Raw genomic sequence first — 25,992 nt, forward strand, 5'->3', positions numbered from 1 at the left:
TTCCTCCGTTGTGCCTAGGTATAGCGCCGTCATCAAGGATTACAGAACATGCGCCTGCTCGTCCTTTTGCTCACTATCTGGCTTCTGCCAACCCTAGCCCTACCGGAGTCAAGCGGCGGATTGCTGTGGTCGGAGGCCCTGGCCGACGACGACGATGATGACGACGACGACGATGACGATGACGACGACGATCGCGGCAGCCGCGGTGGCGGCGGGAGCGGTGGTCGCGACAGCGGCGGACGGGATGACGGCCCCGGCCCGTTCAACTTCTTCGGGTTCGGTGCTGACCGTGACTTCATCGACCGTGAAATCATCGGCGTCGGGCTGAACGCCCTCGATATCGCCGCTTTGGAAATCGTCGGCTTCACCGCATCGGGCAATTTCAGCCTGGCGGCGCTCGGCACGTCAATCTCCCGGCTTTCGGTGCCTTCGGGCCTGGATATGGATGAAGCGCTGGAGCTGGCACGCACGACCCGGCCGGGCGCTTTGTTCGACTTCAACAATCTCTACGCCAGCGGCGGAGGCCGCTGCCTGGGGGAGCACTGCTGGTCGGCCGAACTGGTCGGCCTGGAGACAGGGGCCGGGACGGTTTGTACAGCAGGCCAGCGGATCGCCATTATCGATACTGCGGTGGACACCGGCCATCCGGCGCTGAGGAGTTCGTCGATAGAGACGAAAAACTTTCGCCCGGCGGATAGCGAGGCGGCAGGTGCCGGCCACGGCACCGCCATTGCCGCGCTCCTGGTCGGACAAGCCCCCAGAGAGCTGCCGGCACTGGCGCAGGGCGCCCAACTGCTGGCCGCTGAAGTCTTCTATATCTACGAAGGCGACGTGCGCACGGATACACTGGCAATCCTGCGCGCCGTCGACTGGGCGATCGGTTCGAATGCGCAGGTGATAGCGCTCAGCCTCAGCGGCAAAGCGAACAGTGTGCTGGAAAACGGCATCAGGGAAGCGGCCAAGAAGGCGAGCCTTGTCGCCGCCGCCGGAAACGGCGGTCCCCGCGCCGAACCTGCCTTCCCCGGTGCTTACCCCGAAGTTCTGGCCGTCACCGCCATCGATGACCGCAAGCGGCTCTACCGCAGCGCCAACCGCGGCGGCTACATCGAACTCGCGGCCCCGGGTGTCGACGTACGCTCGGCCGATGCCCGCGGCGGCTATCAGACCTGGACCGGCACCAGCTTTGCCGTGCCCTTCGTGGCGGCCGCCCTGCTGCATGCCGGTGCCGGCAGTGACCCCGCCACAGCGCGCAACCTGCTCAGGCAAACCGCCGAAGATCTCGGCGCCGCGGGGCGCGACGATGTTTTCGGCTGGGGCCTGCTGCGCAGCCCTAGAGTCAACTGCCGCTGAATCGATTGCAACGGGCTTGCCCGCTCAAGCCGCAGAAGGGGACCCTCGGAACGAGCCCGAGGGAGAGGGAAGCCGAAAACCGGGCCGAATCTGCTTTAAGCCGACAGGCTCTCGCCCGCCAGCACCTGGTCGATGAGCGCCAGGCTTTCCTCCAGCCCGTAGAGGGCCATGAAGGAGCCCATGCGCGGACCCTGTTCCTGGCCCAGCAGGATCTCGTAGAGGGCTTTGAACCAGTCGCGCAGGTTCTCGTAGCCGTGTGCCTTGCCGGCGGCATAGACCTCGTTCTGGATGCCCTCCCCGTCGGCATCGCCGGGCAGGGCGCGCAGGCGCGCAGCGAGGTCAGCCAGGGCCTTGCGCTCGTCTTCGCTGGGTGCGCGATAGCGCTTGTTCGGTTTCACGAAGTCGGCGTAGTAGCGCAGCGCGAAACCGACGAGGCGGTCGAGCATGGGATCGCCCTCCGGCGTGGCCTCGGGCGCGTAACGCGAAATGAAGCCCCAGAGCACCGCCGGGTCCTCGGTGTTGCAGACACTGGCCAGGTTCAGCAGCATGGCGTAGCTGAGCTTGGTGCCCGGCAACGGCGGCTGGCCGTCGTGGATGTGCCAGGTCGGATTCTCGAGGCGCTTCTCGTCCTGCCCGTTGTAGGCGGCGAGATGCGAGAGGTAGTCGTCGACCGCCCGCGGAATGACATCGAAGTAAAGCCGCTTGGCCGCCCGGGGCTTCTGGAACATGAACAGCGACAGGCTTTCCGTCGGCCCGTAAGTCAGCCAGTCCTCGGCGCTGAGGCCGTTGCCCTTGGACTTGGAGATCTTCTTGGCGTCCTCGTCCAGGAAGAGCTCGTAGTTGAAGCCCTCCGGTGGACGCCCGCCGAGAATCTTGCAGATCTGGTTGCCGAGCTTCACCGAGTCGATCAGGTCCTTGCCGGACATCTCGTAGTCGACCCCCAGGGCATACCAGCGCATCGCCCAGTCGGCCTTCCACTGCAGTTTGCAGTGCCCGCCGGTGACCGGAGACTCGACCTTGGCGCCATCCTCGTCTTGATAGACGATGGTGCCGGCCTCGGCGTTCCATTCAAGCACCGGCACCTGGAGCACCCGCCCGGTCTTAGCACAGACCGGCAGGAAGGGGCTGTAGGTCTCGCGGCGCTCCGGGCCCAGGGTCGGCAGCACCACGTTCTTCACCTTGTCGTAGTTGCGCAGCACCTGCAGCAGGGCTTCGTCGAAGCGCCCGGAGGTGTACCACTCGGTCGACGACTGAAATTCATAGTCGAAGCCGAAGGTGTCCAGGAAGCCGCGCAGCCGCGCGTTGTTGTGCGCCCCGAAGCTGTCGTGGGTTTCGAAGGGATCGGGAATTTGGGTCAGGGGCTTGCCCAGATGCTCGGCCACCATCTCCTTATTGGGGATGTTGTCCGGCACTTTGCGCAGGCCGTCCATATCGTCGGAAAAGCAGAACAGCTTGCTCGGCATGTCGCTGAGGCGCTGAAAGGCCTGGCGCACCATGGTGGTGCGCGCGACCTCGCCGAAGGTGCCGATATGGGGCAGACCGGAGGGGCCGTAACCGGTCTCGAAGAGGACATAGCCCTTTTCCGGTTTCTTGCCGGCCAGGCGCTTTACGACCCGTCTTGCCTCTTCGAAGGGCCAGGCGCGTGCGCCCTCGGCCAGTTCCCGCTCGTTTGCCATGGTACCGCTCATTCAAGAAAATCCGGCCAGAAAGTCCGGATAGACGGCCTGGACTAAGCCGCCTTCCAACTGCCGGGGACCCTATGCGCGGCGACGGCGGGCGTCAACGCCGCTCAGGCGGCGGCCAAAGCAGCGCACGCAGAAAGCTCGGCTCCTTCGAGCGTTCGAGAAAGGCCGATTTCTGCGCCGGGGAAAGCGTGGAGAGATAACCGTGCAGCGCCTCGACCATATCCAGGATCATGCCGCCGCGCGCCTGCCGCCGCTCGTTCAGGCGTGTCTCAAAGGCAGCGCGGTCAAAGACCGGCTGCGCCAAAGCCTCGACCATCATGGAACGAAAGCCGCCGGCCCCGCCGCCCGCCGTGGCGCGGCGCTCGGCAATCTGCCGGCGTAGCGCCTCCAGCCCCGCGACCTGCCCGGCGTCGAGGCCGAAGTCCTCGGTCGCCGCGGCGACCGGATCCTCGCGCATCATCGAGGCCGGCTTGCCGATCAGCTGCGGATAGATCAGCCCGGCCAGGAAAAACACGTTGACCGCCACCGAGGCGGCCAGGAGAAACCACAGGGATCGCCTGCCCATGAATTTGCCCACGACCGGCCTCCCCTAAATCAGCTCTTCAAGCGTGAAGGGATCGCCGGCGTCGGAGCCGGCGGTCTGCTGCGGCAGGATCCGCTCGGACTGATAGCGGCCCAGCTCAAAGGCCCCGGCACAGGCCAGCACCACGGCAACCACGGCAAAGGCCGGCACCGCCGGACGCAACCAGCCGCCCAGAAGGTGGGAGAGGAAATCGCTCTGTTCTTCGCTGTCAATCACCGGCACCGCAGGGCTCTCGAGCCCGCCGCCACGCAGCGCCTGCGCCCTCGCGACCGCCGCGGCAGGCGCCGCGACCGGCGTCTCCGCCAGTTCCGCCTTCAGCGCCAGCACTTCGTCGAGCAGCCGCGGATTGGCCGTCATGCGGCTTTCCACAAGGGCCGCTTCCGCCTGGCTGAGACGGCCGTCCAGATAGGCGGCCAGCAGCAGAGGATCCGGTGCCGCGGGAACGGCTGCCTCCGGTTCCGCCCAGCAGCTTTGCGCTTTGCGCCAGAGATCCGCGCCTTCTTTCGTCTTATCGTCCTTCATCTGTCCTAGTACCTTTTCCCCTAGAAACTGATCGGTTTGCTTTGGAACAAAGTAAATCGTGAATCAGTTTCTACGTCCTTATGCTTGAGGGCGATTGACGCTCTTGATTGAAACAATCAAGAGCGATCGCGCTCATGGGTTCACCCCTGGACCCTTGGTTGTGTTACGGCAAAAGTCTCAAAATCATCCCCGCTAAACATCTTCCGATTCACCCATTTCCGCTTGAAAGTGCACCCGCAGCTTCGCCAGGGCCTTGTGGTGCATGGAACGGACCGTCTGCGGGTCCACCCCCATCACGGCACCGGCCTCCCCAGGAGTCATGTCGCGGCGATAGAGCAGTTCGAGAACCAGGGCCTGGCGGGGCGATAGTACGCCTTCTGGGATTTTCACCCGCTCGGGCACCACGGGCTCGACCGCCAGTACGGCTTCCGGCTGATCGTCGATATCCTCCGTCCGCCGTTTCAGACGCCGCAGATGATCGATGGCGGCGGAATTGGCGATCACCGTCAACCAAGTGGTGATCTTGGCGCGCGACGCGTCATAGCTGCGCAACAGCCGGAAATCCTTCTGGCAGAGGCGGACGAAGACATCCTGCACGACGTCTTCGGCATCGGCGTTGCGGCCCGCCGGCAGCAGGCGCCGCCGCACGGCGGAAAAAATCACCGCCGCGTGGCGCGCGACAAAGCGATCCCAGGCCGCCTTGTCCCCCGAAAGCAAGGCCGGAAGATCGGCATCCCCCTCACCCACGCAGGCCTGTTCTTCCGCGCGGTCGCGGCGCTGTTCGGTCCCTCACCATTGATACAGCATAGCCTATGCGGCGACCGCAGACAGCGGGACATCGAAGCGCCCGGTTTTCATCCGTGTTTCTGGGGCTCCGCACAGATAGGACCATGACGGGCTCGGCGCCCTGCGGCTATAGTCCGCCGATGAGTTCTACATCCGTTCCCGCCGATTCCCCTGCGCCTCAAACCGGCCTGCGTCTGCCCGCCGCCCCCGTGCTGCTGGCCGGGCCCGGCGGCGCGGTCTGGATCGACCAGGAGGGCGAGGTCCAAACGCTGACGGCGGCGGAAGCCGCCACCCGGGCGCGGCAGCAACCGCCCCTGGTCTGTCATGCCCGGGCGGTGGCCCGCCGCCTGGACTGCGACCCCTTTTCCGCGTTCGACCTGCTGGAACTTTTCGCCTTTGTGCGACCGGCAAGCTTCTGTCCGCCGACACCCCACGGCCTCGCCTCAGTGCTGGGTTTCGCAAAACCCGGTGATGCCGAATCGGCCGCCATCCTGCTGCCGCAGGCCGCCCTGGCGCTGCTGCGCGAACTGGCGGCCCGCGGCACATCGCCTTCCGGTGGCGACCGCGATGCACCGGGTATCGCCTGGACCATGGCCCAGGCGGGCTGGCTCTGGGGACCCTTCGTGATTGCTGCGCTCGGTTTCGGTGAAGGCGGCGCCGTGTTGCCGAAGCGCAATCTCGGCCTCAGGGTCTGGGAGCGTCTGCCGGACTGGGAGGAACGGCCGCCGCGCGGTGCCCCCGGCACGCAGCCGGTTCCCGCAGCGGAGAGCCGCGCCCGTCTGGCCGAGGTGCTGGCCGGGCTGAACAGCGGCGAGGTTGAGCCGCGCCCGCAGCAGGCCGACTATGCCGCCGCCGCTGCCGCCGCCTTCGCGCCAAGGGCGGTGGAGGGCGAACCGCAGGTGGTGCTGGCCGAGGCCGGCACCGGCACCGGCAAGACCCTGGGCTATCTTGCCCCGGCCAGTCTCTGGGCCGAGCGCAACAAGGCCGCCACCTGGATTTCCACCTACACCCGCAACCTGCAGGGCCAGGTCGACGACGAACTGGCGGCGCTGTTTCCCGAACCGCGGGAGCGCGCCGCCAAGGTGGTGATCCGCAAGGGGCGGGAAAACTACCTCTGCCTCCTGAACCTCGCCGAAGCGGTAAGTCAGCTCCCGGCCCGCCCCCAGGATGCCGTGGCCCTCGGCCTCATGGCGCGCTGGGCGGCCCGCACCCGCAACGGCGACATGGTCGGCGGCGATTTTCCCGGCTGGTTCACCGACCTCTTCGGTCCGGCCCGCACCCTGGGCCTCGCCGACCGCCGCGGCGAGTGCATCTATTCCGCCTGCCAGCATTACCGGAAATGCTTCATCGAGCGCTCGGTGCGCGCCGCGCGCCAGGCGGACATCGTGGTCGCCAACCATGCGCTGGTGATGATCCAGGCCGCCATGGGCGGCGGCGACGACGGGCAGTTGCCGACCCGCTATGTCTTCGACGAAGGCCACCAGCTTTTCGAAGCGGCGGACAGCGCCTTTGCCGCCCATCTCTGCGGCCGCGAATCGCGGGAGCTGCGGCGCTGGTTGCTGGGCGCCGAGGGCGGCCGCCGCGGCGCCACCCGTCTGCGCGGGCTGAAGCGCCGCCTGGAAGATCTGATCGCCGGCGACACGGCGGCGCTGGAAGCCCTGGAGGAAGTGCTGCGCGCCGCCCGGGTTCTGGCCGGCGAAGGCTGGCGGCAGAGGATCGAGGAAGGCCGGGCCGAAGGTGCCAGCGAACGATTTCTGGAGATTGCCGCAAAACAGGTCTATGCCCGCAGCAGCGGCCAGGACCAGCCCTACAGCCTGGAGGCCCCGGCCCAGCCGCCGATCGACGGCCTGCCGGACGCGGCGGAAGCCCTGGCCGAAGATCTGCGCGACCTGATCCAGCCTTTGAAGGATCTGCGCCGCCTGCTGCTCGCGCGCCTCGATGAGGAATCCGAAAACCTGGACAGCGACAGCCGGCGGCGCATCGAAGCCGCGGCCCGCGGGCTGGAAACCCGGGCCCTGCTGCCGCTGGCGGCCTGGCGTGACATGCTGGACGCCCTGGCGGAGGAAACCCCGGCCGAGTTCTGCGACTGGTTCGCGGTGGAACGCATGGAAGGCCGTGACATCGACGTCGGGCTCTACCGCCATTGGATCGATCCGGGCCGGCCCTTCGCCGCCAGTCTCGGCCAGTCGGCCCACGGCCTGCTCATCACCTCTGCCACCCTGACCGATCACAGCGTTGGTACGACAGATACCGGCGCGCCGGAAGCCGAACGCGACGATGAGGCCGCGGCCTGGCGGGCGGCGGAGGCACGCCTGGGCACCGAACACATGGCCGCGGCGGTTTCCCGCGTCAGCTTGCCATCGCCCTTCGACTACGCCGCCCAGACCCGCATCCTCATCGTCCACGACTTGAAGCGCGGCGACCTGAACCAACTGGCCGCGGCCTATCGTGAACTCTTCCTGGCATCGGGCGGCGGCGCTCTCGGGCTCTTCACCGCCATCGCCCGGCTGCGCGCCGTCCAGAAACGTATCGCCCCGGCACTCGCCGAGGCCGGCACCGCGCTCTACAGCCAGCATGTCGACGGCCTCGACACTGGCACGCTGGTCGACATCTTCCGCGCCGAGGAAGACTCCTGCTTGCTCGGCACCGACGCGGTGCGCGACGGCGTCGACGTGCCCGGGCGCTCCCTGCGCCTCATCGCCTTCGACCGGGTGCCCTGGCCGCGCCCTGACATTATCCACAAGGCCCGGCGCCAGGTTTTCGGCGGCCGCGCCTACGACGAACAACTGACCCGGCTGAAACTGCGCCAGGCCTATGGCCGCCTGATTCGCCGCGCCGACGACCGCGGCGTCTTCGTGCTGCTCGATCCCTTGCCCAGTCGCCTGCTCGACGCTTTTCCGGCCAGCGTCACCGCCGAGCGCGTCGGCCTCGCCGAAGCGGTTGCGGCGGTCAGGGAGTTTCTCGCAGAGGTGTGAGGCTCAGCTCCGCTTGCCGTAGACCCGGATCACTTCCAGGAACTCGCGCATCGAGTTTTGTTTCTCGCTGTCCACCATCATCAGCATGGTGACCTTCTCGCCGTCGGCGGAGAGCGGCAGAATAATGCGCGCGTAGGAGCGCTGCTTTGTATCGGTTCGCAACGCCAGCACATGCGCCAAAGGCATACGCCGCTCGACCGCGATACAGTAGTGATCATGAACCAGTTGACCGTAGGCTGGCGGACTGAGTTCGCGCGGACGCAGGGTCGCCAGGTTATAGCCGTGCACATCGCAGATGCCGGTGCCGCTGAGGCGGTAGAGAAAATCCAGCGCGCCGTCTTCGGTCTGTTCGACATCGGCCAGCATGACGCGCGAAAGCAGCGCAGCGATTTCGGAAGGATCGATATCCTCGCGCGCCGGCGCAAAACGATCGCCGCGCTTGCTCTCCCAATACTCAAGAGCCTGGCGCAGATCAGGGTAGAGCGCGATGCCGTCACCCAGATCCAATTCCGCCGCCTGTATATCAGCAAGTACTTCTTGCATGCCCCATAGTCCGCATTGAAAGGGACTCAGGCAAGGCTCTTCGGCTCGAATAAGCGATTTGACTACTAGACTCGCCGAAGAGTCATAAAGGACAGCCAAAGTCAGGGGACCGAAGTGCACCGGCATTGACTCCTGCCGACCGTCCTCGTCGCGCCGACGAAGCTGCTGAAGCCGGCGCTGGAGAGCGCCCTGAACAAGGCGCTCGCCCAGCCGCAGGACAAACCGTCACAAAGAGACAGCCTGCTTGGCCAGCTCGCGCCGAACAAAAGCGGTCGGGCTCTCAGCCGATGCCCAGGTAGACGAAGAGCGCCGACAAGGTGCCGAGAGAAATCACGGTGGAAATCATGATGACGGCCGTCGAACGCTGGACGTAGATGCCGTACTGCTGGGCCAGCACGAAGACCAGGGCACCGGTCGGCAGCGCCGACTGGATCAGGGCGCCCGCCGCCCAGATCGGGTCCATGGTGAAGACGTGAAAAGCCAGCCACCAGGTGACCAGGGGCTGCACCGCCAGCTTCAGCAGGACCAGCCAGCTCACTTCCGTCATGCCGGCGGTAAAGGACTTGCCGACCATGAACAGGCCGATGGCAAAGAGCGCACAGGGCCCGGCGGAGGCGCCCAGAATGTCGCAGAAGGTCGCCACCGCCCGCGGGATCGGCAGGCCGAGACCGGAGGCGGCAAGCCCGGCGACGGCAGAAAGCACCAGCGGCGAACGCAGGATACCGCGCAGCACGCCGCCCAGCACCGCCAGACCGCTCTTTCCCTGCTGCACGTCGAGTTCCAGCAGGGCAATGCCAATCGCCATGATCACCGCCCCATTGAGGATTGTGGTGATGATCGCCGGCAGCATCCCGGCCTCACCGAAGGCCAGCATGAGCAGCGGGATGCCCATGTAGCCGGTATTGGAGAAGATGGCAGAGAGGCCGCCAAGCCCGAGCGCCCCCAGACGGTTGGGAAAGAAGAAGCGGGCCACCACGAAGGCGAGCAGGAAGGTAAAGGCGACACCGCCGCCATAGGCTGCCAGGAAAGGAAGGTTGAAAACCTGATCCAGCGACACCCGCGCCATGGAGATGAAGAACAGCGCCGGCAGCGCGATGAAGTAGACGAAGCGGTTCAGCGCCTCGCTGCTCTCATTCCCGAGGATGCGAAAACGACCGGCGGCATAGCCGGCCAGCATGATCGCGAAGACCGGAAAGACGACGTTCAGAATGGGCCCCATGCGGCGCAGCTTGCCCAGCGCCCCGGCGGCTGTCGAGCGCAAATGCCGCGCCCCTTATATGCGCTTTCTGCGGGCTTGACGCTGCCGCCAGCGCCTGCCTAGTCTGCGCCGCCGCCGGTCAGTCCGGTCTGTTCAGCTGTCCGCAAACCCAGAGAGCAAGAAGCGAAACGCAATGTCCGATCATCACACAGCCCTCGTCTACACCATGGTTCTGGTCTCCGCCGCAGACCGCGATATGACCGATTCGGAGCTGATGACCATCGGCGACACGGTAAAGCACCTGCCGGTTTTCGAAGACTACGACCTGAACGAGGTGCCGAAGGCTGCCCAGGCCTGCGCCGAACTGCTCGGCGATGAGGACGGCCTGGAGAAGATCCTGGGCTTCATCACCGAGAAACTGCCCAGCAAGCTCTCGGAAACCGCCTACGCCATTGCCCTGGACGTGGCCGCCGCCGACAGCGCGGTCAGCCAGGAGGAACTGCGTCTGCTGGAAATGCTGCGCCACCGCCTGCAGGTCGGCCGGCTGCCCGCCGCTGCGATCGAGCGCGGCACCCGCGCCCGCAATATGCGCCTCTAGCGGCCGGGCGAGGCTGCCGGGGCTGACCCGAAAGGCTCCCCATAGGTTGAAGTTGCTTTCCAGGCTGTCGGCACCCGTCGGCAGCCTGATCTTGTTTGGCCCTTAGCTGGTGGCAGCACTCTTGCCGCCGGGCTGCTAAGTTATTGTTTTGTTAACGGTATTTTGTTGAGGTTTCATCGACAGGTGGGCAAGCTTGAACCCTATCGGGTCCCAAGGGACGGAAGGATAGGAGGGAAGATGAGCGAGCTAGAACTGCAGATGAACGACTATCGGCTGACAACAGCCGAAATACTCTATCACCTGCCGGATCACCCGGCCCTGCTCCAGAGCTATATCTGGCAGGAGTACGACTTGGCGCCGCGCTACCCCGAACTGCACAAGTTCCTGGCTTTCTGGGAAGAAAACCTGGATGGACCGCTGCATTCGGTGAAAGTCGCCAACATTCCGATCATCACCGCGCCGGATACCCGCATCGCCGCCTGCTGCCTGACGCTCCAGTAGAAGCGGTCACCAGAAGCGGCGCGCGGCGCGGCAGAAAGTCGCGCCAGCTCCTTTTTGCACCCCAGCGATACGCCGTCACACTTGGCGGCGCGGCCCCGGGCCACTAGTTTACCGGCGATGAACGGACGAAATCGCCCAGCGGTGCAAGCCCTGTCGAATCCATCGGCAGAACCGACCGCAGAACCAACCGCAGTTGTCGCGGCATGACCGCCACCACGCCCTTTGCCTTTGCCGGCGAGAAAACAGCCACGGCCAGCCGCGCCGTCGGGTTCTGGCTGCTGGGCTGCTGTGCCATGGTTTTGGCCATGGCGGTGATCGGCGCCATCACAAGGCTCACCGAATCCGGGCTCTCGATCATGGAATGGGCGCCGATCAGCGGCGCCCTGCCCCCCCTCAGCCAGAGCGAGTGGCAGCGGCTCTTCGATCTCTACCGGCAGATCCCGGAATACCAGCAGGTTAACGCCGGCATGAGCTTGGCCGAGTTCAAGACCATTTTCTGGTGGGAGTATATTCACCGCCTTTGGGGGCGGCTGATCGGCCTGGTCTTCGCCCTGCCCTTCCTCTGGTTCTGGTGGCGCGGCCGTCTGGACCGGCGGCTCACCCGCTTGCTGCTTGTGGCGCTGCTTCTCGGCGCGCTGCAGGGCGCCCTTGGCTGGTTCATGGTTGCCAGCGGTTTCGGCGATCGCACCGACGTCAGCCAGTACCGCCTTGTCGCCCATCTCGGCCTCGCCCTGGTGATCTACGGTTATCTCTTCTGGCTGGCGCTGGGCCAGTTCTGGCCGCGGCCGGAACGCAGCCGCGACCCGGCCGCCACCAGCCTGCGCCGTGGCTGCCTGGTCGTGCTGGCACTGGTCAGCGTGACCATCGTGTCCGGCGGTTTTGTCGCCGGTCTGAATGCCGGGCTGATCTATAACTCCTTTCCGTTAATGGACGGCGATCTGGTTCCGGCAGGCTACGGCATGCTGTCGCCCTGGTTCCTGAACCTCTTCGAGAACCATGCGGCGGTGCAGTTCAATCACCGCCTCCTGGCAATCGTCACCGTCGTGCTGAGCCTGGCCATCTGGCTGTGGTCGCTGCGCCTGGATCTGCCGCCGGCAGTTCAGGGGGGCTTTGCCCTGCTGGCAATCCTGGCGTTGCTGCAGATGGCGCTCGGCATCGTCACCTTGCTGCTGGTGGTCCCCATCTGGGCGGCGGCCCTGCATCAGGCCGGCGCGATCCTGGTGCTGACCGCGATACTCTGGTGTCTCTATCACCTGCGTCTGCGCAAACCGGCTCAGCCGTCGTGAACGAAGATCCAAAAAGCACGGGCGAAGACCCAAAAAGCACGGTCGAAGACCTCGACATCCCCGAGGAGCCCTTGGCGGTCTCGGTCCTCACCGGTTTTCTCGGCAGCGGCAAGACCACCCTGCTGCGCCATCTCCTGGCCCATCCGGCGATGGAGGAAACCGCCGTCATCGTCAACGAGTTCGGTGAAATCGGCCTCGACCACCTGCTGGTCGAAAAGGCGACCGAAGATACCGTCCTGCTGAACAGCGGCTGTCTCTGCTGTACCATCCGCGGCGACCTCGTCGACGGCATGCGCGACCTCTACAAGCGCCGTGCGAAACGGGAAGTGCCGCCCTTCAAGCGTCTGGTCATCGAGACCACCGGGCTGGCGGACCCGGCGCCGATTTTACAGACCCTGATGACCGACCCTCTGCTGTCCAACCGCTTTCGCCTGGACGGCGTGGTCACGACGGTCGATGCCGTCAACGGGGACGCCACCCTGGACAGCCAGATGGAGTCGGTCAAACAGGCCGCCGTGGCCGACCGCATTCTCTTGACCAAAAGCGACCTGGCGGAGGAAACGGTACGGCACAGCCTCGAAACACGCCTGCGCAGCCTCAACCCCGCCGCACCGATCCATGAAACCGTTGAAGGCGTCATCGACCCGGCCATGCTGTTCAACGCCGGGCTCTACAATCCGGAGAAGAAGAGCCCGGACGTGCAGGCCTGGCTCAAAGCGGAATCCTATGAAGAAGGGCATAACGGTCATGGGCATGGGCACGGCCATGAACATGGGCATGATCACCATCATCACGACGTGAACCGCCACGACGAGTCGATCCGTGCCTTTTGCCTGACCTATGACAAACCCCTGGATTGGGACCGTTTCAATTCCTGGGTGGAAATGCTGATCACGCTCTACGGCGGCAACATTCTGCGGATCAAGGGGATGTTGAACGTCGACGGCGTCGACCAGCCGATCGTCATCCACGGCGTTCAGCACGTCTTTCATCCGCCGGTACGTTTGGCGGACTGGCCCGACGAGTCACGGGATTCGCGCATCGTCTTCATCGTTCGGGATCTGAAACCGGAGATGTTCGAGCACACACTGAAGGCCTTCAACGAAGACTCTTCATCACCGATCACGTAACGGGCTGCCGTTTCATCCTGGATTGGCTGCCCTTCGACAGCGGCCGGCTATGCTCAGTTGTTTCTTTGCCACTGGCGAACGATACCGGCGTTGCGCCGCACAAACGCGGTGAACCAGTCGTCAAAGGCGCGCCGGTCACCGCCACGCCAGCCGTCGGTGAGGATATGCGGCACACCCTCTTCACGGCGCACCGTCACGGAAATCACGCTGGGGTGGGCCGGATGGTCCGCCTTGGTGAAGAACAGCACCGTGCTCTCGGCGCTGAGTTCGACACGAATGGTGTCGCCCTCCTCACTTTGCGCACCGCCCTTCTCACCGGTCGCCTCGTCCAACATCTGCTGATAGGCCGCCGCGTCGATCTGCGCGACTTCCCCGGCCTCCGCCGAAGCGCGGCCCACCGAAACGGCCTCCGCCGTGTTGTCGGGGGAGGCCAACACCGTGAGAATCAGCAGCGCAGACGCCAATCGAGCCGCACCAATCATCCAACGAATCCCTATCGATATAATCTAGTTATACCGACTATCATTCGAGTCTTGATGAAAGGTGAAACCTGGGATTTTAGGGATTTCAGGGGGCACCCTAGTAAGGGTCATACCATCGCCCGGTGACCGCTGACCCGTCACTGTTATACGCGGTGCAGTTGTCTGCGCCATGGCAGAGGCCACCCAGAAAACGCCCGACCTGCTGATTGCTGCAGGCGCTGAGACCCAAGATCAGGGCACCGAGAAGGGCCGTCCTTCCAATCCGTGAGAAAACCGGGCGCGCCACAGGCAAAGGACTAAACTCCCAAGGGTTGCAGTGCATGGAGCTTACAGGAGTTTCTTGGAAGTTTCCGTAAATCGGCCAGCCCGGCCGATACCCCGCGAGGGAGTCGGGGCGCCAGCAGATTCAAATACTTACTCAGAATGCACCTTTAAGCGATTAATTCCACATTAAATCTATCACTGGCGTTCTTCTCGGCACCCCCTTGGGCTTCCGCCAAGCATCTATGGAAGAAGAGAGCAACGCCTCGCGCTGACTGCGCAGAAGGCCGGTGGCGGCAGGCCTTGACGCTGCAGGGCCTGCCATTCTCCCCCAACCTACTTGCGCGTCTCTGCAGCGGGCACCGTCGGCGTGCCGACTGTGGGGATCCGCAGGCGCATGGCAGCGGCCGGCTGACCCACCTGGAAGTTCTGGCTTGCGCCTTCCGCCGTGTCGTTTTCCTTCTCGGGGCGGTCGCCCTTCACGACGATGGGCTCCATCGTACAGTGGTCGCAGGGGCCGTTGTCGATGGCCATGGCGGTGGAAGGAACCACAGCAGCGGTGGAAAGGGCGGCGGCGAGAGCGAATGCGGTGAGCTTCAACATCGGACTGTGTCCTTCGGGGTTCGATTGCGTGTTGCTGATACCCTTTAGTCGCAGCGCCCGAGGGAAGGTTCAAAGTCTCACAGAAAAGGCCCAACGCGAATCGCAGCCCCGGCTCACGAGGGCTCCACCACCACAACGAGGTCATGCGGCTCCACCCGGCTGCCGGCGGCGGCCACCACCTCGGTCACCTTGCCGGCGACCTCGGCATAGACGGCGGTTTCCATCTTCATCGCCTCGATGGTGAAGAGGCGGTCGCCTGCCGAAACCCGCTTGCCGGAATCGCAGATGTTGACGATCAGGCCGGGCATGGGTGCGCCGACCTGGCCGGGGTCGGCCTCGTCAGCCTTGCGCCGCACCTTGCCGGAGGCAGCCAGGGCCTTGTCCAGAACCTTCACCGTGCGCGGCTGGCCGTTCAGTTCGAAGAAAATCGTGCGCTGGCCTTCATCATCGGCATCGCTGAGCGCGAGATAGGAGATGATCAGCGTCTTGCCCCGCTCGATTTCCACCGCGGTCTCCTGGCCCGGCTCCATGCCATAGAAATAGACCGGGGTCGGCAGCACCGAGGTGTCGCTGAACTTGCGCCGGTGTTTTGCGTAGTCGACGAAGACATCCGGGTACATCAGATAGGAGGAAAGCTCGCGTTCGCCGATGTGGCGCCGCGCTTTCTTCTCCGCCTCCTTGCGCACCGCCGCGAAATCCGCCGGCGGCAGCGAGGCCCCGCGCCTTTCCGTAAAGGGCTGCTCGCCCTTCAGCACCTTGGCCTGCAGAGCCTCGGGGAAGCCGCCGTAAGGCTGTCCCACCTCGCCCCGGAACAGGGCAATGACCGAAGCCGGAAAGGCCACTTCGCGCTGCGGATCGGCAACGTCTTCCGGCGTCAGGCCGTTGGAGACCATGAAGAGCGCCATGTCGCCGACGACCTTGGAGGTCGGCGTCACCTTCACGATGTCGCCGAACATCTCGTTCACCTGGGCATAGGCCTGTTCCACCTCGCCCCACTTGCGCGCCAGACCGAGAGAGCGGGCCTGTTCCTGCAGATTGGTGAACTGCCCGCCGGGCATGCCGTGCTCATAGACCGAGGAGGCGCCGGAGCGCATCTCGCTTTCGAAACCGGCGTAGTAACGCCGCGCGCCCTCCCAATAGGTGTTGATCCGGCGCAGCGCTTCGCGGTCGAGACCCGGATCGCGTTCGCTGCCCTTCAGGGCCGCCGCGATGGAGCCCAGGTTGGGTTGGGACGTCAGGCCGCTCATGGCATCCATTGCCGCATCGGCCGCATCCACGCCGGCCTCCGCCGCCGCCAGCACCGAGGCGGCGGAGATGCCCGAGGTATCATGGGTGTGGAAATGCAGCGGCAGGCCGATCTCCTGCTTCAGGGTGGTGACCAGCAGGCGTGCCGCCGCCGGCTTGCAGAGCCCGCCCATGTCCTTGATGCCCAGGATGTGGGCGCCGGCAGCCTCCAGTTCCTTGGCCAGGCCGACGTAGTATTTCAGATCGTATTTGGTCTCGTTGGGATCGGAGAGATCGCCGGTGTAACAGATTGTTGCCTCGCAGAGCAGGCCGCTTTCGCGCACCGCATCGATGGAGACCCGCATGTTCTCGACCCAGTTCAGGGAGTCGAAGATGCGGAACAGGTCGACCCCGGTGTCGGCGGCCTGGGCGATGAAGTGGCGCACCACGTTGTCGGGATAGTTCGAGTAGCCGACGCCGTTGGAGCCGCGTGTCAGCATCTGCAGCAGCGTGTTGGGCACCGCTTCACGCAGCGCGGCCAGGCGCTCCCAAGGGTCTTCTTTCAAAAAGCGAAGCGCGACATCGAAGGTGGCGCCGCCCCAGCATTCCAGGGACAGAAGCTGCGGCATCAGCCGCGCATAGGCCGGTGCGATGGCCACCAGGTCGTGGCTGCGCATGCGCGTGGCAAAGAGCGACTGGTGGGCGTCGCGCATGGTGGTATCGGTAAGAAGTAAACGCTTCTCGTTCAGCATCCACTGGGCAAAGCCCTCGGCCCCCAATTCGTCGAGGCGCTGCTTGCTGCCTTTGGGCGGGTCCTGCAGCGCCTGAGCCGCCGGGATTTCCGGCAGAATGGCCGGCGCCACCGGGCCCGGCAGGGGCCTGCCCTCGACCTCCGGATTGCCATTGACGATGACGTCACCGATAAAGGTAAGCAGCCGCGTCGCCCGGTCGCGGCGGCGGTGAAACTCGAACAGCTCCGGCGTCGAATCGATGAAGCGGGTGGTCGCCTCGCCGCTCTGGAATTTCGGATGACCGATCACCGCTTCCAGGAACCAAAGGTTGGTGGCCACGCCGCGGATGCGAAACTCCCTGAGGGCGCGGTCCATGCGCGCCGAGGCCTCCGCCGCCGTCGGGCCCCAGGCCGTTACCTTTTCCAGCAGCGAGTCGTAGAACGGCGTGATGAGCGCGCCGGAGTAGGCGGTGCCGCCGTCGAGGCGGATGCCGAAGCCCGTGGCGCCGCGATAGGCGGTAATGCGCCCGTAGTCCGGAATGAACTTGTTCAGCGGATCTTCCGTGGTGATCCGGCACTGCAGGGCGTGACCGTCGAGGGAAAGCTGATGCTGCGCCGGCACGCCGCTTTCCGGCTCGCCGATGCGCGCACCGGCGGAGATGCGGATCTGCGCCTTCACCAGGTCGACGCCGGTCACCTCCTCGGTCACCGTGTGTTCCACCTGGATGCGCGGATTGACTTCGATGAAGTAGAGTGCGTCGGTCTCCGCATCCATCAGGAACTCGACGGTGCCGGCGCACTCATAGCCGGCGGCCCTGGCGAGGCGCACCGCGGCATCGCAAAGCTCGGCCCGTTTGGCCTCGCTGAGATAAGGCGCGGGCGCGCGCTCCACGATCTTCTGATTGCGCCGCTGCATGGAGCAGTCGCGCTCGAAGAGGTGAATGACATTGCCGTGCTTGTCGCCGAGGATCTGCACCTCGACGTGGCGCGCCTGGCGCACCAGCTTTTCCAGAAAAATCTCGTCATTGCCGAAAGCGGCCTTGGCCTCGCGCCGCCCGGCGGCCACCTGCTCATGCAGTTCGCCGGCGTTTTCGACCACGCGCATGCCGCGCCCGCCGCCGCCCCAGGAGGCCTTGGCCATGATCGGATAGCCGACCTGCTCCGCCAGGGCCGCCGCTTCCGCCTCGTCGCGCGGCAGGGCGCCGGTCGCCGGCATCACCGGGATACCCGCCTCTTCGGCCAGGTTGCGCGCCTCGACCTTGCTGCCCAGGCGGCGCATCACATCGGGCTTCGGTCCGATAAAGGTGATGCCGGCCTTGGCGCAGGCCTCCGCAAAGTCGGGGTTCTCCGACAGGAAGCCGTAACCCGGATGGATCGCATCGACCCTGGCGTCATGGGCCACCCGCAGGATGTCGTCGATGTCCAGATAGGCCGCCACCGGCTCCTTGCCCTTGCCGACCAGAAAGGCCTCATCGGCCTTGAAGCGGTGCAGGGCGAAGCGGTCTTCGTGGGAGTAGATCGCCACGGTGCGGATACCCAGTTCGCTGGATGCGCGCAGCACGCGGATGGCGATTTCACTGCGGTTGGCGACCAGCAGCTTGCGGAAAGGCGGACGTGCGCCGCCGATGCGGGATGGGCTCACCCTGGTTTCCCCCAGTTGGATTATTGTGGTGCGAGCGCGAGATTGTTGCGCTGCAGTATAGACCCCGGGCCCGCAGAGGCAAAGGGGTCTCGGCAGGACAACGCCGGCGGGAGCGATCTATTCCCGTCGAGGCTAGCGAGGAAAGATCGGCAGCGCGACTTCCGGCGTCTCTCGGCACGCATCATGACCGAGATGTTGTTGCTGTCGATCGAAGAGCTCCGAAGATGAAAAGCCCCCGGAAGAGAACCTCGAGAAGTTGGAGTGGGTAGCGAGAATTGAACCCTTATCATTTGCTTGGGAAGCAAATGCTCCACTATTGATTTATACGAAAACCCTATTCTCAAATATCACTTCGGACGGACAGTCTTCAAGACGAAAGCACTTCGCGGCAACGCTAGAGATCGAAGAACCTGCGATCACGACTATCCAAACTGACCGAGCACTCGCAGTATCACGCTTTGACCTTGTCGGCAACGAACTCTGAGACAATGGTTTCAGCATCTGAGGCAATTTCTGACTCAAGCGTATCGGCCGCATCGCGAAGGCTCGCCGCTTCCTCTACTCGGTCAGCGATTGCATTCTCAGTCACCTTGGCAAGACGTGGCACAGTGAAGTGCTGAACGTCGAACACTTCGATCTCAGGAATGCTTGATCCGTATGGAAGTGCTTTCACCCGAGGTCGCCCAAGCTTGGGGTGAGTCATCGCCATCAACAAGTAGCCTACACGGCACTGCGCGCTGCGCGGTGCAATCCGAATAATATGATCCGAGACCACCTTTTCTTCGTGACAAACGCCTGCGACCATAGCTGAACCGTTCAACCCGTAAATCTGGCCGGAGCGCGAAAGAAGGAGCCAGCCTGCTTTAACGCGTCCAGCGAACGGATCGCCAAAATTCTGATCAGCAATGCGTTTGGTGATGTCGGGATTAACCTCGAACAGATCGGAGCTATCCATCAATTCGAGGCCTTCAGAAGCTGCAATGCGCTTGAAGCGTGTTGGTAGCCAAACGTCAAAACCGAGGCCTTCGACTGATGCCCATGCTTGTGCTTTTCCATTGAGGTGGTCAGTGATGGCTTGCGCGCTTGGATTGTGGTGCCACGCGTCGAGGCGGCGACGCGCACTAAATAGTTCGCTCGCCTTGCAGGCAAAGCCCTGTTCGCCAAAGTCGCTAGCCTCGAAAGGGCCGAACGCTTGCTCAAATAGGGTCTCGGCTTCTAAAGTCAGTGCGTGCGCCCTCGTGCGCTTTACCAGAACGTCGTTCACTCGTGTGTTGAATGCGGTTCTATAATGTTTGCCGGCGTGGACAATAGGCAGCGCATCCATGTGATGCGTTTCAAGGTGCTTGATTATGTGACCATACTGCACAGCCTCCATCATCGCTCGTGCTGTGGGCGCACGCAAAAAAGCGTAAACCCAACCCCACCACTCAGGATCATCTACCTCGATGCGCAGCAGATCGTGAGAGATTAGCATCCCATGGATAGTCACATCCGCAAGTGTGGCACGCCCTACACTGCCGGAACAGGTGACGAGGATCGTACCGTCCTTGACGAAGCGTTCTGAGTGATCGCCGGTCTTGGCCAACGATAGCCATTTCCGAGGTATTGGCCGAACGTCAAACACTTGCGTCGCTGCCAGGAACGGCGTGCCATATTCTCTGCTAACCTGAATACCTTTCAGGCGCGACGGTTGCCAAGTGCGCGCCACGGTGGAAAGGGTCGACCATCCGCCCGACTTCACCTCAATCGCAAGTCGAGTGCCGAAACCGCTGGCAAGGAAGTTCTCGGCTTCCATGCGGCGCCCGCCGCCGAACAGCAACGACGCCCGGAGGGACGACGATTTAACCTCGTGCCAAGGCCATTCAGTCTTTGTACTGCGCGGCGGGGTTAGTCTTGCTCGTAGAGCCATGACCGGAACGCCTGTGCGATTTGAAGGGTGTTGTCGTCGATGACCTTGCGCTGCGTGCGCTGCTTTCTGTAGACGGGCTTTCCGTCTTCGTATTCTTTGAGGGTTTCCTCGACTTCCTCGACGATCTCGTTGCCCTTGCGGTCACGGACATAGGTGACGTTGCCGCGTTTATCGTGGCCGATGTGGTTCGCTACCGCCATAAAGACCTCATAGTCGTTTAGGTAACCCGCCGCCGTTTCGACAACAATCTGCTCATCGGTCTTGCGTTCGAGAACGAGCACGCTCGTCTGTACACTGACATGGGGCTGAAATGTATCAGAGTGTAGATCGATGCTGGCCAGCACGCGCGCATTCTGTAAAATCCATTCACGCACATAGCCAAGCCCCGGCGAGCCTAGAATGCCATCAGGCAAAACAATGGCGCAACGGCCCGTTCCGGGTTTCAGAAGTTTGACGCACCGCTCGATGAATAGGATTTCCGGTGGTTGCGACTTCTGAACGACGTCTGTCTTCGCCCACTTGTCGGCGTCGGCGTCATAAGACCAAGTGTGCCCGAGGTCATAAGCCTCCAAGGTCGACGGTTCGTCGATCGGAATTTTCGAGCCGAAAGGGGGATTGGTGAACAGCAAATCGACTTGGCCCATGATCTGCCGATCACGAAGAGAGTCTTCCCAAGTAGCTGGGGCCTTGAGCGAGTTCGCCTGGTACAGCCCGCCGGCTCCGTCATTGTTCATGACCATATTCATCTTGGATGCTTTGACGAGGTTGGGATTTAGATCCATTCCAACGATGTAGTTCTCCGCAAAGCGCTGCACGCGCTGACGGATCGCCATTTCAGCGCGCTCAACGTCACCCCACTTGCTGATCTCCGCAGACCGGATTTTCTCAATCACGTAATTCATGGCCGTGATTAGAAAGCCGCCTGTCCCACAGGCAGGATCGAGGATGATTTGCCGCTCGCCCGGGTCAAGCATCGCAACAGCCATTTGGCAGATGTTGCGAGGAGTAAAAAACTCCCCGCGATCGCCACGCAAGTTCGAGCCGACGATTTCCTCGTAAGCACGCCCTTTCACGTCAATGTCGCTTTCCAGCAGCGAATACATCTGCAACTGGCTGACGATGTAGGCGCGAACGCCGTCATTCAGTTCGACAGTTTCATTCTCGCGGAAGATGGTTGGGTACTCCGCCTTAACCTCGTCGAACAGTCGGGCAATGCGAGCCTTGATCTTGATTTGCCCGTTCAGGCCGCGCCGCTCTTTCGAGGTCGCATAGAATTCCACCTCATCTGAGCTTCGCTCGTCATGGATTTTGCAGAAGATGATCTTGAGAAGTTCCCAAAAGGCCTCAGGCTTTTGAAGACCTTGGTTTCCGGCGATGTAGTTGTGGCAGCGGCGGAAGGCGAAGAGTAGCGCGTCAGATGATGCCGCTTTCAACTGGTCGAAACGCGGGCGCTCAACTTCGTCTTCCGTCCGACCTTTGCCGGGAATATCAGGGATTTCGTCAAAGGCGACTTTGCCATTAGTATCGACACGCCGGTAGCAATAGCGTTCGATCCCGTTCGTCCAAAGGCCATAGGCAACATTCGGGCAAGCGGCCATATAGCTTTGTAGTTGGCCGATCCCCTCTTTTCGGTCAGATGACTTTATCTTCTGCGACTTGCATTCGATGATGATGCGGGCACGGTCCTGATTATGCTTATCGCTCTCATCGAAAATTACAAGATCAGCCCGCGGCTTTCGGGAGCCAAGCCGAAGGACGAATTCTACCGACACCTCAGCTTTGTCATATCCGTATTCCCGAACTAGGGATTTTGCGATCTCTTGGCGAACATATTCTTCGGGGGTTTCTTTCCGCTGAGTAATCCCGTCGATGTAATCGAGGATCTTGCCCTGTTGGACAATGACGGCAATAGGCCGGTCCGCTGTCTTCTTTGCTTCCGCAGGTTGGGTGGCCATGATCACTCTCCCTCTTCGGTGACCTTGGGCCATTGCTCTGTCACGGCCTTCTGAACCAACTGGGCCACCCAGGTTTGCACCGACGTATCCTCAGCAGCGACAACGATCCTGAGCTTTCGGTGAAGGTCAGGCTCCAACCTCACATGTACCATGCGCGGCCCACCTGACCGCTTTGACCTTTTGGCGGTACGAGCCATCGGGCAATCCTCATCACTGTTGCGATTCTTGTAACATTGTGACTCCCATAGCACTAGGAAAATGATCAAACATCTGAATTACCTGTGAAACCTCACGGCCGCTACACCACGAAGAGCAAAAAGAGGCGGCCATCGAGCCGCCCCTTCGCCATGTCAGTAGCGTGGTCGGCCGCGAGTTCACACGGGCGTCTCTCGGTACGCATCATGACCGAGGTGCTGTTCCCGTCGATCCGGGAACCCTGAACACGAAAAAGGCCCCCGACAGGGAGCCTCGGAGAGTTGGAGCGGGTAGCGAGAATCGAACTCGCGCGTTCAGCTTGGGAAGCTGACAGGCTACCATTACATCATACCCGCCCGGGGGCCGAAAACAGGTCTGAAGAGAAGCCTGTTTGCAGAGGGAAAGTTAGGATTTCCAGGCCGCCAAGGCAAGCCATCATAAAGCGCAAGAATCGGATGTAACGGCGGTTGCTCCCCAGGCTATCAAGAGGGCCTGCAAGGAGGAGCAATGCCATGGCCGACAGCGGCATTCTGAACGTCGAGGACTCTTTGGATGAAGCCCGCTGGGCCGCCGTGCTGCGGCGCGATCATGCCATGGACGGGCGTTTCGTCTATGCCGTGAAGACCACCGGCATCTACTGCCGGCCGAGCTGCCCCTCCGGCCCGGCGAAACGCGAGAACGTCCGCTTCTTCCTGGACAACGCGGCGGCGGAGGCGGCGGGCTTTCGCACCTGTAAGCGCTGCCGGCCCGATGGCGTCGTGGTAGCGGACAAAGCGAGGAACGACGTGAAGAAACGCATAGCGGCACTGGACTGGCGGCGCATCGACGCGGAACTGGACGAGTATGGTGTCGGGCAACTCGGCCCGCTGCTGTCGCCGGTCGAATGCTCGGATCTGGCGGCGCTCTATGGCCGGGACCAGCCGTTCCGCAGCCGCGTGGTCATGCAGCGCCACGGCTTTGGCAGCGGCGAGTACAAATACTTCGACTATCCCCTGCCGGACCTGATCGGCGAGCTGCGCAGCGCCGTCTATCCCGAGGCGGCGCGCACCGCCAACCGCTGGCGCCGGATGCTGGGACAGGACACCGCTTTCCCCGACAATCATAAGGCCTACCTGCAGCAGTGCCACGCCGCCGGGCAGCGGCGGCCGACGCCGCTGCTGCTGCGCTACGGCCCCGGCGACTACAACTGCCTGCATCAGGATCTCTACGGCCCCGAGGTGCTGCCGCTGCAGATGGTGATCCTGCTCAGCGAACCCGGCCCAAAATCCAGAGGCGGGGATTTCGAGGGCGGCGAGTTCGTGCTCACCGAACAGCGCCCGCGCATGCAGTCCCGCGCCGAGGTGGTGCCCCTGCGCCGGGGCGAAGCGGCGCTCTTCGCCGTCAACGAACGGCCGCGCCAGGGTGCCAAGGGCTTTCACCGGGTGAAGCTGCGCCACGGCGTCAGCCGCATCCGCGCCGGCCGGCGCTTCACCGCCGGCATCATCTTCCACGACGCGCAATAAAGTCGGCGCACTTAAGAAACCACGCGCTCTCGATCCGCACACTTTGACTTGGGTCATGGAGATGTATTGCCGCAAAGACAAACATGGACCGACTGCAATGCTTCGAGGAAAGCCCGGCCATGTCTGCTTCTTCATCCAAAGGCATCACCCTCTACATCCTGCTGGCCCTGCTCGCCGCACCTCTCGTTGCCGCGGCGCAAAGCGGCAGCGATGCCCTGCAGCCGCGCCCGGGCCTGGACCCCTGGGCGGTGGAGATCGAGGAACTGCCGGCCTGGGACCTGCAGCAAAGTCCGCCACCCTTGGAAGCGCGCGCCCGGCGCCACCTGGAATTCATCCAGGCCGGCGTGCCGCTGGAATACCGCAGCCGCCGCAACCCCTTTCCAAACACCCTGGGCACCATCGAAGAGGGCGCGCGTCTCTACGGCGCCAACTGCGCCGGCTGCCACGGGCAGGACGGCCGCGGCAACGGCGACGCCGGGCTCGACCTGCTGCCCTCGCCGGCGCTGCTGGCGAGCCTGATGGACAAGCAGGGCGCCATCGACGAATACCTGTTGTGGTCGGTCGCCGAGGGCGGCGAGCCCTTCGACACCGCCATGCCCGCCTACCGGGACCGCCTGCGCGAAGCCGACATCTGGCGCATCGTCACCTACATGCGCGCCGGCTTTCCGGATGAAAACGGCGGCTGACGACGGCACGGCCCCTGGCCCTGACAGCGACCGGGCACCGGCCGGGCGTAACCCTTCACGGAATGGCGTCATCCAATAAAAGCCCTGTGATCAAGAACCCCTGACGGATGACAGGGCCGGGGCGCCCCTGTAGGCTGCCCCTTCTAAGCTAATGGGCTGGAGTTTGCGGTCTTTGACCCGGCCCGAGGTCCATAGCGGGGGCAGCCGAACGGCCCTTTATCAGCCGTATCGGATGCTTTTACCTGTCGAGAACCGGGAGACGACAACCATGCGCCGCCGTATCGCGCTTCTGCCTCTGCTGGCCGCCTGCCTGACCGCCTTTGCAACCGGCGCCTTGGGGCTGGGCGCCGCCCAGGACGCCCAAGCCGCCGAGGAGCGGCCCTGGAGCGAAATCACCGATGCCGCCAAGGGCCAGACGGTCTATTGGAACGCCTGGGGCGGCGACGAGCGCATCAACGCCTATATCGCCTGGGTCGGCGAGCGGGTCTGGGACGACTACGGGATCATGGTCCGCCATGTGAAGCTGGCCGACACCGCCGATGCCGTGTCGCGGGTGCTGGCCGAGCGCGCCGCCGACAAGACCGAAGGCGGCTCCATCGACCTGATCTGGGTGAACGGCGAGAACTTCGCCACCATGAAGGAAAACGACCTGCTCTACGGCCCCTTCACCCAGGCGCTGCCGAACTTCCAGCTCGTTGATTTCGAGGACAAGCCCTCCACCCTGGTCGACTTCACCGTCCCGACCGACGGCCTGGAGGCGCCCTGGGGCATGGCCAAGCTGAACTTCATCTATGATTCCGCAAGGGTCGGCGAAACCCCGGGCTCGATCCCCGCCCTGCTCGACTGGGCCAAGGCCAATCCGGGGCGCTTCAGCTATCCGACGCCGCCGGACTTTTTCGGCACCACCTTCCTGAAGCAGGTGCTGATCGAACTGGCGCCCGATCCGGCCTTTCTGCAGCAGCCGGTGGAAAGCGATTCCCAGGTCGAGCAGGTCGCCCACCCGCTCTGGGAATTCCTCGATGCGCTGCATCCCCATCTCTGGCGCGGCGGCGAGGTCTTCCCGGCCAGCGGCCCGGCCCAGCGCCAGTTGCTGGACGACGGCGAGCTGGACATCGCCATTTCCTTCTATCCCTCCGAGGCCTCCTCGGCGATCGCCAACGGCCTGCTGCCGGAAACCGCCCGCACCTTCGTGCTGGACGGCGGCACCATCGGCAACACCCACTTCGTCGCCGTGCCCTTCAATGCCAGCGCCGCCGAGGGCGCCATGGTGGTGGCCAACTTCCTGATGGGGGCCGAGGCCCAGGCCCGTAAGCAGAACCCGGAGATCTGGGGCGACGACACGGTGCTGGCCATGGCCAAGCTGGACGATGCCGGGCGCAAGCTTTTCGAAGACCTGCCGATCGGCGTCGCCACCCTGGCGCCCGAGGACCTGGGCCCGACGCTGCTGGAGCCCCATCCCTCCTGGATGGTGCGCATCGAAGCCGAGTGGCAGCGCCGCTACGCCCGCTAGGCGCTGTCGGCAAGTCGCAGGCCAAGGCGGCGAACGGCTTTATGGGTTGCAGGATACCCCTCACCCCGACCCTCTCCCACAAGGGGAGAAGGAGTCCCACTGGCGTGCTCCCTGACTCCCTTACTGCCCCCTCTCC

At 63.7% G+C, this 25,992-nt stretch carries 20 protein-coding genes and 1 tRNA gene; 9 read left to right on the top strand and 12 right to left on the bottom strand.

Annotated elements, in window-relative coordinates; translation table 11 throughout:
* The first annotated feature begins 48 nt into the window (after positions 1-48).
* Positions 49-1,350: a S8 family serine peptidase gene (locus ACP146_RS21555; RefSeq protein WP_422368813.1), complete on the top strand. Its 1,302-nt coding sequence runs from the start codon at positions 49-51 to the stop codon at positions 1,348-1,350.
* Positions 1,351-1,445: 95 nt separating this feature from the next.
* On the opposite strand, the gene ACP146_RS21560 is transcribed toward ACP146_RS21555, so the two are convergent.
* From ACP146_RS21560 to ACP146_RS21575, 4 genes are all read right to left on the bottom strand, one after another.
* Positions 1,446-3,026: a lysine--tRNA ligase gene (locus ACP146_RS21560; protein ID WP_422369681.1), complete on the bottom strand. Its 1,581-nt coding sequence runs from the start codon at positions 3,024-3,026 to the stop codon at positions 1,446-1,448.
* Between the two features lie 103 nt (positions 3,027-3,129).
* On the bottom strand, positions 3,130-3,612 hold the full coding sequence (locus ACP146_RS21565) for a periplasmic heavy metal sensor (RefSeq protein WP_422368814.1): 483 nt from the start codon (positions 3,610-3,612) through the stop codon (positions 3,130-3,132).
* A gap of 12 nt (positions 3,613-3,624) precedes the next feature.
* A complete protein-coding gene (locus tag ACP146_RS21570) occupies positions 3,625-4,140 on the bottom strand; it encodes a hypothetical protein (RefSeq protein ID WP_422368815.1) in 516 nt (171 codons plus the stop codon).
* 192 nt (positions 4,141-4,332) lie between these two features.
* On the bottom strand, positions 4,333-4,887 hold the full coding sequence (locus ACP146_RS21575) for an RNA polymerase sigma factor (RefSeq protein WP_422368816.1): 555 nt from the start codon (positions 4,885-4,887) through the stop codon (positions 4,333-4,335).
* Positions 4,888-5,066: 179 nt separating this feature from the next.
* Here ACP146_RS21575 and ACP146_RS21580 point away from each other — a divergent pair, with 179 nt between their 5' ends.
* A complete protein-coding gene (locus ACP146_RS21580) occupies positions 5,067-7,901 on the top strand; it encodes an ATP-dependent DNA helicase (RefSeq protein ID WP_422368817.1) in 2,835 nt (944 codons plus the stop codon).
* 3 nt (positions 7,902-7,904) lie between these two features.
* On the opposite strand, the gene ACP146_RS21585 is transcribed toward ACP146_RS21580, so the two are convergent.
* Together ACP146_RS21585 and ACP146_RS21590 are read right to left on the bottom strand one after the other, a co-directional pair.
* Positions 7,905-8,444, bottom strand: coding sequence for a PAS domain-containing protein (locus tag ACP146_RS21585; protein WP_422368818.1), 540 nt, complete (start codon positions 8,442-8,444; stop codon positions 7,905-7,907).
* A 280-nt stretch (positions 8,445-8,724) separates the two neighbouring features.
* Entirely contained in the window at positions 8,725-9,705 is a 981-nt protein-coding gene (locus tag ACP146_RS21590) for an AEC family transporter (RefSeq protein ID WP_422368819.1), read from the bottom strand.
* Positions 9,706-9,835: 130 nt separating this feature from the next.
* On the opposite strand from ACP146_RS21590, the gene ACP146_RS21595 reads away from it, so the two are divergent.
* The 4 genes from ACP146_RS21595 (at position 9,836) to ACP146_RS21610 (ending at position 13,157) form a co-directional block, all read left to right on the top strand.
* Entirely contained in the window at positions 9,836-10,240 is a 405-nt protein-coding gene (locus ACP146_RS21595; protein WP_422368820.1) for a tellurite resistance TerB family protein, read from the top strand.
* A gap of 237 nt (positions 10,241-10,477) precedes the next feature.
* Positions 10,478-10,741, top strand: coding sequence for an usg protein (locus tag ACP146_RS21600; RefSeq protein WP_422368821.1), 264 nt, complete (start codon positions 10,478-10,480; stop codon positions 10,739-10,741).
* 203 nt (positions 10,742-10,944) lie between these two features.
* A complete protein-coding gene (locus ACP146_RS21605; RefSeq protein ID WP_422368822.1) occupies positions 10,945-12,027 on the top strand; it encodes a COX15/CtaA family protein in 1,083 nt (360 codons plus the stop codon).
* Between the two features lie 56 nt (positions 12,028-12,083).
* A complete protein-coding gene (locus ACP146_RS21610; protein WP_422369682.1) occupies positions 12,084-13,157 on the top strand; it encodes a CobW family GTP-binding protein in 1,074 nt (357 codons plus the stop codon).
* A 53-nt stretch (positions 13,158-13,210) separates the two neighbouring features.
* On the opposite strand, the gene ACP146_RS21615 is transcribed toward ACP146_RS21610, so the two are convergent.
* The 6 genes from ACP146_RS21615 to ACP146_RS21640 form a co-directional block, all read right to left on the bottom strand.
* Positions 13,211-13,639, bottom strand: a complete 429-nt coding sequence (locus ACP146_RS21615; RefSeq protein WP_422368823.1) for a hypothetical protein — start codon at positions 13,637-13,639, stop codon at positions 13,211-13,213.
* A gap of 597 nt (positions 13,640-14,236) precedes the next feature.
* A complete protein-coding gene (locus tag ACP146_RS21620; RefSeq protein ID WP_422368824.1) occupies positions 14,237-14,503 on the bottom strand; it encodes a hypothetical protein in 267 nt (88 codons plus the stop codon).
* 113 nt (positions 14,504-14,616) lie between these two features.
* Complete coding sequence (locus ACP146_RS21625) at positions 14,617-18,099, bottom strand: pyruvate carboxylase (protein WP_422368825.1); 3,483 nt, start codon at positions 18,097-18,099, stop codon at positions 14,617-14,619.
* A 451-nt stretch (positions 18,100-18,550) separates the two neighbouring features.
* The gene (locus ACP146_RS21630; RefSeq protein ID WP_422368826.1) at positions 18,551-19,894 is read right to left on the bottom strand and encodes a hypothetical protein; all 1,344 of its coding nucleotides are present in this window, start codon (positions 19,892-19,894) and stop codon (positions 18,551-18,553) included.
* 92 nt (positions 19,895-19,986) lie between these two features.
* The gene (locus tag ACP146_RS21635) at positions 19,987-21,963 is read right to left on the bottom strand and encodes an N-6 DNA methylase (RefSeq protein ID WP_422368827.1); all 1,977 of its coding nucleotides are present in this window, start codon (positions 21,961-21,963) and stop codon (positions 19,987-19,989) included.
* A gap of 477 nt (positions 21,964-22,440) precedes the next feature.
* Positions 22,441-22,514 (bottom strand) — tRNA-Gly (locus tag ACP146_RS21640).
* A 156-nt stretch (positions 22,515-22,670) separates the two neighbouring features.
* Here ACP146_RS21640 and ACP146_RS21645 point away from each other — a divergent pair.
* From ACP146_RS21645 to ACP146_RS21655, 3 genes are all read left to right on the top strand, one after another.
* Positions 22,671-23,660, top strand: coding sequence for a 2OG-Fe(II) oxygenase (locus ACP146_RS21645; protein ID WP_422368828.1), 990 nt, complete (start codon positions 22,671-22,673; stop codon positions 23,658-23,660).
* Between the two features lie 119 nt (positions 23,661-23,779).
* Positions 23,780-24,346, top strand: a complete 567-nt coding sequence (locus ACP146_RS21650) for a c-type cytochrome (RefSeq protein ID WP_422368829.1) — start codon at positions 23,780-23,782, stop codon at positions 24,344-24,346.
* A 268-nt stretch (positions 24,347-24,614) separates the two neighbouring features.
* The gene (locus ACP146_RS21655) at positions 24,615-25,856 is read left to right on the top strand and encodes an ABC transporter substrate-binding protein (protein WP_422368830.1); all 1,242 of its coding nucleotides are present in this window, start codon (positions 24,615-24,617) and stop codon (positions 25,854-25,856) included.
* Positions 25,857-25,992: the final 136 nt, after the last annotated feature.

Source organism: Pelagibius sp. (assembly GCF_965249265.1).
Taxonomy (GTDB): Bacteria; Pseudomonadota; Alphaproteobacteria; order Kiloniellales; family Kiloniellaceae; genus Pelagibius.